The sequence below is a fragment of the uncultured Faecalibaculum sp. genome, from assembly GCF_910588395.1.
In the GTDB taxonomy this organism is placed as follows: domain Bacteria; phylum Bacillota_I; class Bacilli_A; order Erysipelotrichales; family Erysipelotrichaceae; genus Faecalibaculum.
The window spans coordinates 1-12,076 of sequence record NZ_CAJUPA010000031.1 but is presented as its reverse complement, the minus strand read 5'-3'; the positions used below and the strand labels follow the sequence as shown (position 1 = coordinate 12,076).

The 12,076-nt window shown below is 54.0% G+C and carries 16 protein-coding genes and 1 other annotated feature; of the genes, 11 read left to right on the top strand and 5 right to left on the bottom strand.

The window, feature by feature from the left end:
* On the bottom strand, nt 1-420 hold the full coding sequence (locus QZ305_RS09000) for a PPC domain-containing DNA-binding protein (RefSeq protein ID WP_294731425.1): 420 nt from the start codon (nt 418-420) through the stop codon (nt 1-3).
* 99 nt (nt 421-519) lie between these two features.
* Between QZ305_RS09000 and QZ305_RS08995 the strand changes: the two genes are divergently transcribed.
* Complete coding sequence (locus tag QZ305_RS08995) at nt 520-1,125, top strand: cysteine hydrolase family protein (protein WP_294731424.1); 606 nt, start codon at nt 520-522, stop codon at nt 1,123-1,125.
* Nucleotides 1,126-1,127: 2 nt separating this feature from the next.
* A complete protein-coding gene (locus tag QZ305_RS08990; protein WP_294731422.1) occupies nt 1,128-2,576 on the top strand; it encodes a nicotinate phosphoribosyltransferase in 1,449 nt (482 codons plus the stop codon).
* A 231-nt stretch (nt 2,577-2,807) separates the two neighbouring features.
* Here the strand turns inward: QZ305_RS08990 and QZ305_RS08985 are convergent, their stop codons facing one another.
* Nucleotides 2,808-3,479 (bottom strand): carboxylesterase, encoded by a 672-nt coding sequence (locus QZ305_RS08985; protein ID WP_294731421.1) that lies wholly within the window; start codon nt 3,477-3,479, stop codon nt 2,808-2,810.
* 38 nt (nt 3,480-3,517) lie between these two features.
* Between QZ305_RS08985 and QZ305_RS08980 the strand changes: the two genes are divergently transcribed.
* A complete protein-coding gene (locus QZ305_RS08980; RefSeq protein WP_294731420.1) occupies nt 3,518-4,225 on the top strand; it encodes an amidohydrolase family protein in 708 nt (235 codons plus the stop codon).
* A gap of 86 nt (nt 4,226-4,311) precedes the next feature.
* On the opposite strand, the gene QZ305_RS08975 is transcribed toward QZ305_RS08980, so the two are convergent.
* Entirely contained in the window at nt 4,312-4,554 is a 243-nt protein-coding gene (locus tag QZ305_RS08975) for a hypothetical protein (RefSeq protein ID WP_294731418.1), read from the bottom strand.
* On the bottom strand, nt 4,551-4,955 hold the full coding sequence (locus QZ305_RS08970; protein WP_294731414.1) for a hypothetical protein: 405 nt from the start codon (nt 4,953-4,955) through the stop codon (nt 4,551-4,553). Before QZ305_RS08970 ends, QZ305_RS08975 begins: the two co-directional genes overlap by 4 nt.
* Nucleotides 4,956-5,093: 138 nt before the next feature.
* Nucleotides 5,094-5,329 (top strand) — a binding site (T-box leader).
* Between the two features lie 40 nt (nt 5,330-5,369).
* On the opposite strand from QZ305_RS08970, the gene QZ305_RS08965 reads away from it, so the two are divergent.
* The 7 genes from QZ305_RS08965 (at nt 5,370) to QZ305_RS08935 (ending at nt 11,121) form a co-directional block, all read left to right on the top strand.
* Entirely contained in the window at nt 5,370-6,413 is a 1,044-nt protein-coding gene (locus QZ305_RS08965; protein ID WP_294731412.1) for a methionine ABC transporter ATP-binding protein, read from the top strand.
* 4 nt (nt 6,414-6,417) lie between these two features.
* Nucleotides 6,418-7,074 carry a methionine ABC transporter permease gene (locus QZ305_RS08960; RefSeq protein ID WP_294731411.1) on the top strand — a complete coding sequence of 219 codons (657 nt, stop codon included), beginning with the start codon at nt 6,418-6,420 and terminating at the stop codon, nt 7,072-7,074.
* A 76-nt stretch (nt 7,075-7,150) separates the two neighbouring features.
* Nucleotides 7,151-8,008 (top strand): MetQ/NlpA family ABC transporter substrate-binding protein, encoded by an 858-nt coding sequence (locus tag QZ305_RS08955; protein ID WP_294731409.1) that lies wholly within the window; start codon nt 7,151-7,153, stop codon nt 8,006-8,008.
* A 95-nt stretch (nt 8,009-8,103) separates the two neighbouring features.
* Entirely contained in the window at nt 8,104-8,664 is a 561-nt protein-coding gene (locus QZ305_RS08950; protein ID WP_294731407.1) for a GNAT family N-acetyltransferase, read from the top strand.
* 169 nt (nt 8,665-8,833) lie between these two features.
* The gene (locus QZ305_RS08945) at nt 8,834-9,661 is read left to right on the top strand and encodes an amino acid ABC transporter substrate-binding protein (RefSeq protein WP_294731404.1); all 828 of its coding nucleotides are present in this window, start codon (nt 8,834-8,836) and stop codon (nt 9,659-9,661) included.
* 6 nt (nt 9,662-9,667) lie between these two features.
* On the top strand, nt 9,668-10,318 hold the full coding sequence (locus tag QZ305_RS08940) for an amino acid ABC transporter permease (RefSeq protein WP_294731403.1): 651 nt from the start codon (nt 9,668-9,670) through the stop codon (nt 10,316-10,318).
* A gap of 11 nt (nt 10,319-10,329) precedes the next feature.
* Entirely contained in the window at nt 10,330-11,121 is a 792-nt protein-coding gene (locus tag QZ305_RS08935; protein ID WP_294731402.1) for an amino acid ABC transporter ATP-binding protein, read from the top strand.
* A gap of 95 nt (nt 11,122-11,216) precedes the next feature.
* On the opposite strand, the gene QZ305_RS08930 is transcribed toward QZ305_RS08935, so the two are convergent.
* The gene (locus QZ305_RS08930; RefSeq protein ID WP_294731400.1) at nt 11,217-11,363 is read right to left on the bottom strand and encodes a hypothetical protein; all 147 of its coding nucleotides are present in this window, start codon (nt 11,361-11,363) and stop codon (nt 11,217-11,219) included.
* Between the two features lie 111 nt (nt 11,364-11,474).
* Between QZ305_RS08930 and QZ305_RS08925 the strand changes: the two genes are divergently transcribed.
* Nucleotides 11,475-12,038 (top strand): hypothetical protein, encoded by a 564-nt coding sequence (locus QZ305_RS08925; RefSeq protein ID WP_294731399.1) that lies wholly within the window; start codon nt 11,475-11,477, stop codon nt 12,036-12,038.
* Nucleotides 12,039-12,076 lie beyond the last annotated feature (38 nt).

Below are 12,076 nucleotides of genomic sequence, written 5' to 3'. Positions count from 1 at the left end.
TCAGAACTTGAAGAGATTCAGTCCGATCTCCTTGCTGTTTTCCCGGTCAATGTTCATGTCCAGGATCGTCAGAACGATCTCTGCCGTGGCACTGATCACGCATTTGTTCAGATGACCGCCCCGGACTTTGTAGTCTTCATCCGCAAAGGTGATGTGCAGATGCGGATACAGACCGCCGTCCATCGTGGTGACTGTGCCGTTCAGGCTGGTGATTTCAAATATGCCTTTGAACTTTCTGGAATGGTATTCTTTGGTCTTCGGATTGAAGACACCGCAGGTGATTTTCTTCGCCGCGCCAATGCCTGTCACCTGGGCACAGTGTATATTCTGCACCTGGCAGGCGGTCAGCAGACATTCAATGAGTTCTTCTCCCGGATCCAGCCGGATCACCAGGGAATTTTGTGCAAGTTTTGTTTCCATTCTTCCATCCTCTCTTTTCAGAATACGCCCGGCGGCAGAGGGAGGCCAGTGGTATAATAGACAAGATTGTACGGACTGTCACAGTCCGGGAGGGAATATATGAAACTGAATGTCACAGAACTTCATGAGCCGGTTCTGTTTGTTGTGGATATGATCAACGGGTTCGCCAGAGAGGGAGCCCTGGCAGATCCTGCCATTGCCGGTATTGCACCGAAGATCAGTCAGCTGATCGAAGCGCTGCCAGGGGAACCGGTGTTCATCACAGATGAACATGATGCGGATGCCCGGGAGTTTGAAGCATTTCCGGCGCATTGTCTGAAAGGCACGGAAGAGTCAGCTGTCATTGACGAACTGCAGCCCTATGTGAAGACAAAACTGCCAAAAAACAGTACAGACGCATTCCAGTCTCCGGCTTTCCGGAAGTTTTTTGTGGAAAACGGCGACCGGTTTACGGACTGGATCATCACCGGCTGCTGCACGGATATCTGCATACTGCAGTTTGCTCTGTCGCTGAATGCCTGCTTCAACGAGCATGGCATCCACAGCCGGGTCATCGTGCCTGCTGACTGCACCGCAACCTACCACATGGATGACGTACACAATGCAGCCCAGTGGCAGAAGATGGCACTGGACATCATGGCTGCCAGTGGTGTGCTGGTCTGCGACGGAATTGAAGCCGCTCCGGCTGAAGGAAAGAGAGACTGATCATGAAAGAGATTCGCAACCTGAGCCTGGTCATGGACTTCTATGAACTGACAATGAGTCAGGTATATTTTGAAGATGGTCTGAAGGACACGGAAGTGGTCTTTGACCTCTTTTACCGCCGCAACCCGGATGATGGGGGGCTGGCGGTGTTCTGCGGCCTGGAGCAGGTCATTGACTATGTTCAGAACCTGCGGTTTGAACCGGAGGACATCGCCTACCTGCGAAGTCTGAATCAGTTCACACCGGCATTTCTCGACTATCTGGCGGATATCCGCTTTACAGGGGATCTCTGGGCGATTCCAGAGGGAACACCTGTGTTCCCCCACGAGCCGCTGGTGCGGGTCAAGGCTCCCATCATTGAAGCGCAGCTGGTGGAAACAGCCCTGCTGCTGGCGCTGAACCATCAGACGCTGATTGCCACCAAAGCCAGACGCATTGTGCAGGCCGCGGAAGGTCGGCCGGTGATGGAATTCGGTGCCCGCCGGGCTCACAACTTTGATGCAGCCATCATGGGAGCCCGGGCTGCCTACATCGGCGGCTGTGCCGGTACAGCCACCACTTATGCGGGACAGAAATTCGGCATTCCGGTACTGGGCACCATGGCACATTCCTTTGTGCAGAGCTATCCCACGGAGTATGATGCCTTTCTGGCCTACGCCAGACAGTTCCCGAAAGCCTGCACACTGCTGATTGATACCTACAACACCCTGAAAAGCGGCATTCACAATGCGATCCGGGTGGCGAAGGAATATCTGGAACCCAACGGATACCGGCTCAAGGGTGTGCGGATCGATTCCGGAGACATGGCCTATCTGTCCAAGAAGATCCGGAAGATTCTGGATGAAAACGGCATGCAGGACTGCGCCATTGTGGTTTCCAACTCGCTGGATGAGTATCTGATCGAGTCTCTGATTCATCAGCAGGGGGCGAAAATTGACTCCTTCGGCGTGGGGGAAAACATGATCTGTTCCAAAAACACGCCGGTGTTCGGCGGTGTGTACAAAATGAGCGCGGTCAACCGGGATGGTCAGTGGATTCCCCGGATCAAGATTTCGGAAAATGACGAAAAAACCACGGATCCCGGCTACAAGAACCTCTACCGTATCCTGGACAAGGAGGAAGGCAAGGCCATTGCGGATGTGATCGCCCTGCAGGAAGAAATTCTGGACCCGGATCAGGATCTGACGATTTACCATCCTATGAAGAAGTGGAAATACAAGACGATTCCCGGGGGAACCTATGAACTCCGGCCGCTGCTGGTGGAAATTTTCCGGCATGGCGAGCTGGTCTATGACTGCCCGACGCTGGAAGGCATCCGGGCATATTCCAAGCGGGAAATGGATACACTCTGGGAGGAAATCAAACGCTTTGTCAATCCCCAGGAGTATTATGTGGATCTCACGGAAAAACTGCTGGATCTGAAGCTTGGAATGCTGGAGGAATATAAATAAGCCGGCTGGCAATTCACGGCCATTCACCGGAGCCGCAACGGCGGCTCTGGTGAAACGCCGTGTCCAGACAATGGAGGTTGTCGGAGAGATGGCACTCGGAGATTCAGTGAATGGAATGTCCTTTGGGACATCCAGACGATTCCTGCAGCAGAAAAAGGTCGCCGAAGGCAGCCTCTGACAAACAATCATGCGGACCGTTCAGTGCGTAATCTGTGGAAATCCGAGACTGATCTACAGCCCGTATTTTCCTTCGATGAAGTCCAGAATGATCCAGTCGGCGGTTTCTTCCATCTGACCGTCATAGAGCACGCGGTGATGGGCTCCTTCCAGATACAGAAGCCGTTTACGCTCATGAGGGATCCTGGCATAGAATTCGGTGGAGCTGGAGGGGCTGATCACTTCATCGGCTGTGCCGTGCAGAATCAGAACCGGACAGTTGACATGGTCAATGGAGTTCCGGCAGTTGTCCACGATTTCCCGGAACGCCTTTGTCTGTTCTGAACTGGGCACCGCGGTTTTGTTCCTGCCGGAGAGAGAGGAAGCCAGGGAACGGGTCACTTTTTCCAGATCCAGATACCGGAAAGCCGGGGCAACCAGAACCAGCTTTTCAATGTTGTAAATTGTAGCCAGATGAGTGGCGATGACGCCGCCCATGGAGAAGCCAATCAGGATTACCCGGCGGTTTTTTGCCAGTGCTTCATGCATCTGTCTCTCACAGCGGCGCAGCCATTCCTTCCAGTCTGCATCCAGACCGTTGTCCAGGTCATAGATGTCAAACTGCAGGGTGTCATAGCCGTGGCTTTTGAGAAAAGCGCACAGGCTGTCCATTTCACTGGACCGGTTTTTGCCGAAACCGTGTATGGTGACCACCAGGGGTTTCTTTTTTCTCTGAAAAAATCTCATATATTCATCATTCCATTCTGTTCATCAAGGAGAATCCGATGTACGCAACACTTGTCATCAAGAACATCAGAAATCTGTATACCTGCGATGCCCATGACACTGTGTTGCACAACGCTTTTGTCGCCATGCATCATGAGTGGATCATCGCGGTGGGAACCGGAGATTTCCGGTACCTGACCGATGAGGCGACCAGAGTCCTGGATGCGGCGGGCGAAATCGTCGTGCCAGCTTTCATCGAATCCTGTTACGCCATGCCGGAGGAATCCTCCTGGAGCGGGATGCTGCGTCATGAACACGACATCCTGTGGAAGCTGCAGTCCGGCGGTATCCTCACGGTCATGACCAAAGCCGGCAGAGTGCAGCAGCGGACACTGAAACAGGATGTCTTCCGCTCCCGCCCCCAGACAGTTGCCCGGGTGGCTTTCGGAGCCCACAAGCTGCCGGAGAGACCTTTCGTGCTCAGCTGCCAGGGCCCGGGACAGATCTGTTCCTTTCAGCCTGCGGCGTTCTATCTCCGGCAGATGCTGAAGGCAGACGCCATGGACCTGCTTAAAGCCATGACCCTGTGGCCGGCCCAGGCGCAGGGGCTGAAGGACCGGGGTGTGATTGAAAAAGGCAAACTGGGTGACTTGCTGGTGTTCCGGGTCCCGGATCTGGAGGCACTCTTTGACCAGCCGGATCTGGGCAGCCTCCGGCGGATCGTGAAAAACGGGATCCCGGTCTGGCCGCAGATTATCCGCTGCTGACAGACTGCAGGCAGCAATCCTGAAAGCGGGTACAGGAAACAGGAACGGACAGTCCACTGGAAGCTGTCCGTTTTTTTTCTGTCTGTTTATCCGGCAAAGACGAGCCACAGGGCGCAGGCGACAAAGACCACAGCGCCTGCCAGCAGCAGAGGCTTGTACCAGTGGTACCAGGGGACCGGGGAGCGGTTTTCCTGCATCTGCAGGCTCACCTGTTCCTCCACACATAACAGCGCCCACACCAGGAAGACCCCGGCTCTGGATTCATTCCAGCCGAAGATGGTCAGCAGCAGCGCCAGAACCAGGAAGCAGATCCGGAGTGTCTTTCTCATCGTTTGTCTGTACCGGGCTTCCTGCCCCCGGTTCTGCGCACAGCATTCATGGTGATCAGAGCGCCGGCCAGCGAAATGACCAGCACCAGCACAAAGGCGGTCCACTCCTGAACAAGTGTCAGGCACACCAGAGAAAACAGACACTGGGCCAGGGCATAGAGGCAGGGCACTGCCTGCAGCCTGCCGGGGCCTGTTACACAGACTCCATCCGGGCAGGGAAGCATCAGATCCCAGCGCCGGGCCAGACTTTTCCGGTAGAGATAAAACCCCCACCAGATCAGGAAATAGGCTGCCAGGACATTGAGTGCCTGGATTCCGGATACCTGAGTGAGGTCCGCCAGTGTGACGAGCATGACAGCGGCAACGGTCCAGAAGATGGGATTGCTGGAGTATTTGAACATGGGATAACCCCGCTTTCTGTTATGTTTCTGCTCTTCATTATACGGGAATCCGCACGGGGGTGCTGTCATGAAAGCCGGTTACAGAAAAATTTTCATTTTTTCTTTGACCCGCTGTGTCCGGACTGCTATCATGGGTACAACGTGATGCGGAAGGGAAGAGTAATTCCGGTGCAGGCTGCAGAGAGTGTCCGTCTGGTGCAAGGACATGCTGAAAGCGGAATGAACATGGTCCTGGAATCGCATGGCCGAGCGTAATGGATGAGGTCATGACGGGGGCGCCCGTTACAGCGCGAAGGTATGTCAGTACCTGATGAGGCAGAGCCTGTGAGGACTCTGTGAAGATAGGTGGTAACACGAGCACTCTCGTCCTGTTGTGATGGGAGTTTTTTATTTTAACAGACAAGGAGGATACACATGATCCGACTGGAACATGTCACAAAAACCTTCAGGACCAGAGACGGTGACGTCCATGCAGTCAAGGATGTCTCTCTGGATATTCAGGAAGGACAGATTTTCGGAATCATCGGATTTTCCGGTGCCGGAAAATCCACACTGGTCCGGTGCATGAATCTGCTGGAACGCCCGGAGGAAGGCAAGGTGATCTTCGACGGGGAAAACCTGCTGGAGCTGGATGCCGCAGGGCTGCGGCAGGCCAGGCAGAAGATGTCCATGATCTTCCAGCATTTCAATCTCATGCGCTCCCGCACGGTGTATGAAAACATCGCGCTCCCCCTGCGGATGGAGAAACGTCCGAAGGAAGAAATCGACCGGAAAGTCATGGAACTGCTGGATCTGATCGATCTGGTGGAGCGCCGGGACAGCTATCCCAGTCAGCTCTCCGGCGGTCAGAAACAGCGGGTGGCCATTGCCAGAGCCCTGGCCAGCGATCCCAAAGTGCTGCTCTGCGATGAAGCAACCAGCGCCCTGGATCCTCAGACCACACAGTCGATCCTGCACCTGATCCGCCGCATCAACAAGGAGCGCAACATCACCGTGGTGGTGATCACGCACGAGATGCTGGTGGTCAAGGAAATCTGCGACCGGGTGGCGGTGATGGAAAGCGGCCGGGTGGTGGAGACCAACGATCTGGTTCCCATTTTCATCAATCCCGTTGAGGAAATCACCCGCAATTTCATCAATACGACCAATGACTCCGCAAAGATCCAGGAACTGATTGACACCGGTCATCCTCTGACAAGACTGGATTCCAACCAGCAGCTTGTCCGACTGACCTATACACCGGAAAATGCGGCAGAACCCATCATTTCCCGGCTGGCGGAAAAGCTGGGCGTGGAGAGTTCCATCATTTTCGGAAACATTGAAGTCATACGGGATGAGCCAGTTGGAACGATCGTAGCGAAAATGACCGGAACCGACCAGCAGCTCAGGGATGCGCTGTCTCTTTGCCGGGATTCGGGTATCAGAACGGAGGTGATGAAGCGTGGAAATATTGACTGAATGGATGCCGAATGTCGTTGAATACGCAAATCAGTTTCCCAAAGCGGTCATGGACACGCTGATCATGCTGTTCTGGTCCGGACTGGCTTCGATCATTCTGGGCCTGATCCTGGCCATGATCGTGGTGGTAACACGACCAGGCGGAATTGCCCCCAACAAGTGGGTGTTCTGGATCCTGGACAAGATCATCAACCTGTTCCGGGCAATCCCGTTCATCATCCTGGTTCCGGCTCTGGCCTTCCTGTCCAGATTCGTGTTCCATACAACCATCGGCATTGCCGGTGCCATGGTGCCTCTGATCGTGGGAACGGTGCCGTTCATGGCCCGGCAGTTTGAATCGGCCATCATGGAGATCCCTGAAGGGGTTGTGGAAGCCTCGATTTCCATGGGCATGACCAACTGGCAGATCATCACGCAGGTGTATCTCCGGGAGAACATCCCGGGCATGATCCGGGGCATTACCATCACGCTGATTGCCCTGATCGGCCAGATTGCCATTGTGGGAGCTGTCGGTGCCGGCGGTCTGGGAGACATGGCCATCCGCTACGGCAATGGCCGGCGAATGACGGACATCACCTACGTGGTGATCATTCTGATCCTGGTGATCATTTCCATCATTCAGCTGATCGGGGACAGGCTGGTGGCAAAATTCACCCGCTGATCCCGAATGAAACTGTGACATCCGGTGGAATACCGCTGTCAAACGAATAGATGCAAAAGAAAGTGGAGGAAACAACATGAACAAACTCGCAAAACTCGCTGCTGCAGCCCTGCTGGCTGCCGGTCTGGCCGGATGCTCTTCCGTACCTGCCGATTCCAAGGAAGATGCCGGCACATCCGGTGAACTGGAAGCCGTGAAAGTCGGCGCCACCACAGCGCCCCACGCAATGATCCTGGAACAGGCCATCGAGCCCATGAAGGAAGCCGGATATGATCTGCAGATCACCGAGTTCTCCGACTATCCCAACATCAACCCGTCCACATCCGATGGCAGTCTGGATGCCAACTATTTCCAGCACTCGCCGTATCTGGAAGGATACAACGAAGACAACGGCTACAAATCCGGCGATGATGGCTACCTCGTATCTGCCGGTGCCATCCACTATGAACCGCTGGGTGCCTATGCCCAGGAAATCGAGGAAGTGAACCTGGACAACATTCCGGAAAACGCCAAGATTGCCGTTCCCAATGACGCCACCAACGAAGCCCGCGCCCTGCTGCTGCTGCAGGATCTGGGAATCATCACGCTGAAAGACGGCGCCGGCCTGAACGCCACCAAGGCAGATGTGGCTGACAACCCGAAGAACGTGGAAATCATTGAATCTGCTGCGGATCAGATAGCCAACCAGCTGCCGGATGTGGATGTGGCAGTTGTCAACGGCAACTATGCCCTGGCTGCAAACATCACAGAGTATCTGCGGGCCAATGAATCCAGCGATTCCGAAGCGGCTCAGACTTATCAGAATGTCGTGGCAGTCAAGGAATCCAACAAGGACAAGGACTCCATCAAGAAGCTGGTGGAAATCCTGAAGTCCGATGACATCAAGAAGTACATCGAAGATGAATTCGGTGTCTCCGTGGTTCCTGCGGCATAAGGATCCTGAATAATCGCAAAGATGACACAAAAGAAACTGCAGCAGCATCAGCCCTGCAGTTTCTTTTTATACACAGAACAGAAAGGAAGCTGAATATGAACACAAAAGAGAAACATCCGGTCTTCACCACAGACCGGCTCACGCTGCGGCCATGGCAGCAGGAAGATGCCCCCTGGCTGTATTCTCTGGCACAGGATCCGGAAATCGGCCCCCTGTGCGGGTGGAAGCCACATGAATCAGAACAGGAAAGCCGGCAGGTCATTGATATTCTGCGTCAGCCCGGTACCTGGTGTGTGACGCTCCGGGATACAGGAGAGATTCTGGGAGCCATCTCCCTGTTTGGGCAGTCCCGCTGGCAGCGAAACGACGGAAGCCGCGAGCGGGAACTGGGGTTCTGGATCGGTCGCCGGTACTGGAGAAAGGGATACATCCCGGAGGCGGCAGAAGTGCTGCTGGAGGAAGCCTTCCGGCAGGGAACTGACCGGGTGTGGTGCGGGCATCTGGATTTCAACCGCAATTCTGCCCGGGTACAGGAAAAACTGGGGTTTCAGTATGTCCTCACCTGTCCGGGGACCAATTCCTTTTATCCGGCGGCCCGGGATGTGGTGAATGTGCTGACGAACAAGCAGTGGGAGCGCAGAAAACAGCCGGCTTGAGTGCCTGTTTCAACCTGTCTTTCTGAAAGAATTTACAAAATGGCAGAAAGTGGTTACATGCTGCATTGAATTACCGAATCCGGTCTGTTAGTATCGGATTGTTGATGATTCGGGATACAGATGCCTTTGTTCTGTATCCATGGATCGGGTACAAGGAGGAGCATTTGTGATGAACATGAAAAAACTGACAGCCGGTCTGCTGTGTGCGGCTGCCCTGCTGTCCGGCTGTGCGGCCGGAAACGACAGCGGCAAGGCGGATGCCGATGCCGGGGACAAAGATACCTTTACCGTGGGATTTGACGCCGAATTTCCGCCTTATGGCTACAAGGACGAAAACGGGGAATACACCGGTTTTGATCTGGAACTTGCTCAGGCAGTCGCCGATATGGAAGGCTGGGAACTGGTCAAGCAGCCCATTGACTGGGACGCCAAGGACATGGAACTGTCCAGCGGCACCATTGACTGCATCTGGAACGGGTTCACCATGGATGGCCGGGAAGACCAGTACACCTTCAGCACCCCCTACATTGACAACTCCCAGGTGTTCGTGGTTCCCGCAGACTCCGATGTGAAGACAGCGGAAGATCTGGCAGGCAAGAATGTCGGTGTGCAGAAAGACTCCTCCGCTCTGGCGGCACTGGAATCCGAAGACAACCAGGCGCTGACTGACAGCTTTGCGAACCTGACGCAGTACGGTGACTACAACACTGCGTTCATGGATCTGGAATCCGGCGGCATTGATGCAGTGGCGCTGGATGTCGGCGTGGCAGATTATCAGCTGAGCAACCGGGCAGGCGCTTTCCGGAAGCTGGAAAAACCCCTGTCCTCCGAGGTATATGCCATTGGTTTCCTGAAGGGCAATGACGAGCTGAAGGACAAGGTGCAGGCGGATGTCTACAAACTGTATGACGACGGTACGGTCAGCAAGCTGGCGGACAAATACGGACTGACGGATTTCATTGTTGTGGACCAGTACCGGGCAGACAAGGCGGACTGATCCTGCATGGATTTGCAGACATTCACCGAACTGGGCTCCGGTCTGCTGGTCTCCCTGGAGATCTTCTTTCTGACCCTGCTCTTCTCCCTGCCCCTGGGCATGGTGGTCGCATTCGGGCGGCTGTCCAGAAACCGGATCCTCAGCGGCATCACCAAATTCTACATTTCCATCATGCGGGGGACCCCGCTGATGCTGCAGCTGATCGTGGTCTATTTCGGCCCCTACTATCTGTTCCGGATGCGTCTGGGAGCCGAATACCGGATGATCGCCGTGATCCTGGCCTTTGCCCTGAACTATTCGGCTTACTTTGCGGAGATCTACCGCAGCGGTCTGCAGGCTATGCCCAAAGGACAGTATGAAGCGGCAAAGGTACTGGGGTACTCGAAGACACAGACCTTCTTCCACATCATTCTGCCGCAGCTGATCAAGCAGGTACTCCCTGCGGTGACCAACGAGATCATCACCCTGGTCAAGGACACCTCCCTGGCCTTTGCCATTGCAGTGGCGGAAATGTTCACCATGGCCAAGCAGCTGGCAGCGGCCCAGGCCACGATCATGCCGCTGATGATTGCCGGGCTGTACTACTATGTCTTCAATCTGGTGGTCAGCTTTGTCATGGAGCGCATTGAAAAGCACTATGCGTATTACAGCAACTAGAAAGGCGGAACATGAATCAGTCAAGTCAGCCTGAAAACCGGGAAGAACTGCTCACCATTTCCCACATGCGGAAGGCCTTCGGCGACAATCAGGTTCTGAAGGATATTTCCCTGCATGTGGACAACGGCGAGATCGTGACAATCATCGGTCCTTCCGGTTCCGGCAAATCCACCCTTCTGCGCTGTGCCACCATGCTGGAGACCATGGACGGAGGATCTCTGGGATATGACGGTGTGTGGGCCTGTCAGGCCAGCGATGGCCTGGGCGGCGATGCACAGTATGCTTCCCCGGCGCAGCTTCAGAAAATCCATCAGAGTTTTGGGCTGGTGTTCCAGAATTTCAATCTGTTTCCTCATTATACGGTGCTGAAGAATGTCATGGATGCGCCAGTCCGGGTTCGCAGGCAGAACAAAGAGGAAGCCAGAAAAGAGGCACTGAGGCTGCTGGATCAGTTCGGTTTGCTGGACAAAGCCGATGCCTATCCCTGTCAGCTCTCAGGGGGTCAGCAGCAGCGGGTGAGTGTGGCCCGGGCTCTGGCTCTGAAACCCCGGATCCTGTTTCTGGATGAACCCACTTCCGCCCTGGACCCGGAGCTGACAGCGGATGTGCTGGCGGTGCTGAAGCAGCTGGCCAGTCAGCATATGACCATGGTCATTGTCACCCATGAACTGGGGTTTGCCCGGGAGGTATCCGATAGGATCATCTTCGTGGAAAATGGCGAGATTGTGGATGAGGGGAGTCCGGAGCAGCTGTTTCATTCCGATAAGAAGCGGGTTCAGGAGTTTATCGGCAAGCTGTCCTGACCATGAACAATGGCAGTCGAAGACTGTCATTGTTCAACGTCAGACAGAGTAATGGAAGAGTGCTTCAGAGATACCGGTATAAGTCCGGGTATGAGTCAGTTGTCTGTTTCAGGCAGCTGACTGTTTTTGCGTTCGATGGTGTGCAGCGGTATGCAAAGCCACGGTTCTGCGCCGATGGTTTTCTGCAGTTCTGGCTTTTCGATTTTTCTCTGGGACATAGGAATCTTACGCAGTTGTGACATACACGCAATTTTCTATCTTAACTTTCATCAAATGTCATGTATTTTCCTTTTTCTTCGTCTATACTTCCTTCATGGTTAACCAGTACACAAAGCATGCAGGAAGGAAGTCCAATGGAAGAAACGATTGAAATCACCACCCATGCCTATGATGCAGCCATTACAGAGGATCCTTACAGAGATGAAAACGCAAAGGAACTTCTTCAGGATATTCAGATTTATGCTCTGGTCCTGAAAAAGACATTTTCCGAATACAGACCATTTTCCATTCAGGAAATTGCCAGTCGCATCCAGTATTTCAAAGGAGTGCATCCGGATCCATCAGATCCGGATGCCATGCTGGATCAGACTGTGGATCTCTCCAGTCCGGAAGTCATTGCCCCGGACGGGACAAGGACCATCTACGACAACCTGGTCGTGATTCAGGATATGATCACAGATCAGCTGTACTTTGTTCACATGGAAGTCAATTCAAAGACGCTGCCTCCTGAGATTCTCGTGAATCGGGATCTGAGTTATCTCGCCAGAGCGGTTTACAGACAGAGATCGGATCCCTATGGGATGAGGAAGGATTATTCCGGATTGAAAGCAGTCAAGTCGCTGTGGATTCTCCGGTCTCTTCCCGGCTGGGAATCGTCAAAAAACGGTTTGCCACAGAGTATGTTAGTGGTTAGATGAGTGTGTACATTTCTGGTGAAATAAGAGTTAACAGTTTT

Excerpts from the sequence above, each read along its gene's own strand:
- QZ305_RS08930 (WP_294731400.1), bottom strand. The coding sequence starts at position 11,363 with ATGTCACAACTGCGTAAGATTCCTATGTCCCAGAGAAAAATCGAAAAG.
- QZ305_RS08935 (WP_294731402.1), top strand. The coding sequence starts at position 10,330 with ATGAATCAGTCAAGTCAGCCTGAAAACCGGGAAGAACTGCTCACCATT.
- QZ305_RS08940 (WP_294731403.1), top strand. The coding sequence starts at position 9,668 with ATGGATTTGCAGACATTCACCGAACTGGGCTCCGGTCTGCTGGTCTCC.
- QZ305_RS08960 (WP_294731411.1), top strand. The coding sequence starts at position 6,418 with ATGCCGAATGTCGTTGAATACGCAAATCAGTTTCCCAAAGCGGTCATG.
- QZ305_RS08995 (WP_294731424.1), top strand. The coding sequence starts at position 520 with ATGAAACTGAATGTCACAGAACTTCATGAGCCGGTTCTGTTTGTTGTG.
- QZ305_RS08975 (WP_294731418.1), bottom strand. The coding sequence starts at position 4,554 with ATGAGAAAGACACTCCGGATCTGCTTCCTGGTTCTGGCGCTGCTGCTG.
- QZ305_RS08955 (WP_294731409.1), top strand. The coding sequence starts at position 7,151 with ATGAACAAACTCGCAAAACTCGCTGCTGCAGCCCTGCTGGCTGCCGGT.
- QZ305_RS08925 (WP_294731399.1), top strand. The coding sequence starts at position 11,475 with ATGGAAGAAACGATTGAAATCACCACCCATGCCTATGATGCAGCCATT.
- QZ305_RS08965 (WP_294731412.1), top strand. The coding sequence starts at position 5,370 with ATGATCCGACTGGAACATGTCACAAAAACCTTCAGGACCAGAGACGGT.
- QZ305_RS09000 (WP_294731425.1), bottom strand. The coding sequence starts at position 420 with ATGGAAACAAAACTTGCACAAAATTCCCTGGTGATCCGGCTGGATCCG.
- QZ305_RS08970 (WP_294731414.1), bottom strand. The coding sequence starts at position 4,955 with ATGTTCAAATACTCCAGCAATCCCATCTTCTGGACCGTTGCCGCTGTC.
- QZ305_RS08980 (WP_294731420.1), top strand. The coding sequence starts at position 3,518 with ATGTACGCAACACTTGTCATCAAGAACATCAGAAATCTGTATACCTGC.
- QZ305_RS08990 (WP_294731422.1), top strand. The coding sequence starts at position 1,128 with ATGAAAGAGATTCGCAACCTGAGCCTGGTCATGGACTTCTATGAACTG.
- QZ305_RS08985 (WP_294731421.1), bottom strand. The coding sequence starts at position 3,479 with ATGAGATTTTTTCAGAGAAAAAAGAAACCCCTGGTGGTCACCATACAC.
- QZ305_RS08945 (WP_294731404.1), top strand. The coding sequence starts at position 8,834 with ATGAACATGAAAAAACTGACAGCCGGTCTGCTGTGTGCGGCTGCCCTG.
- QZ305_RS08950 (WP_294731407.1), top strand. The coding sequence starts at position 8,104 with ATGAACACAAAAGAGAAACATCCGGTCTTCACCACAGACCGGCTCACG.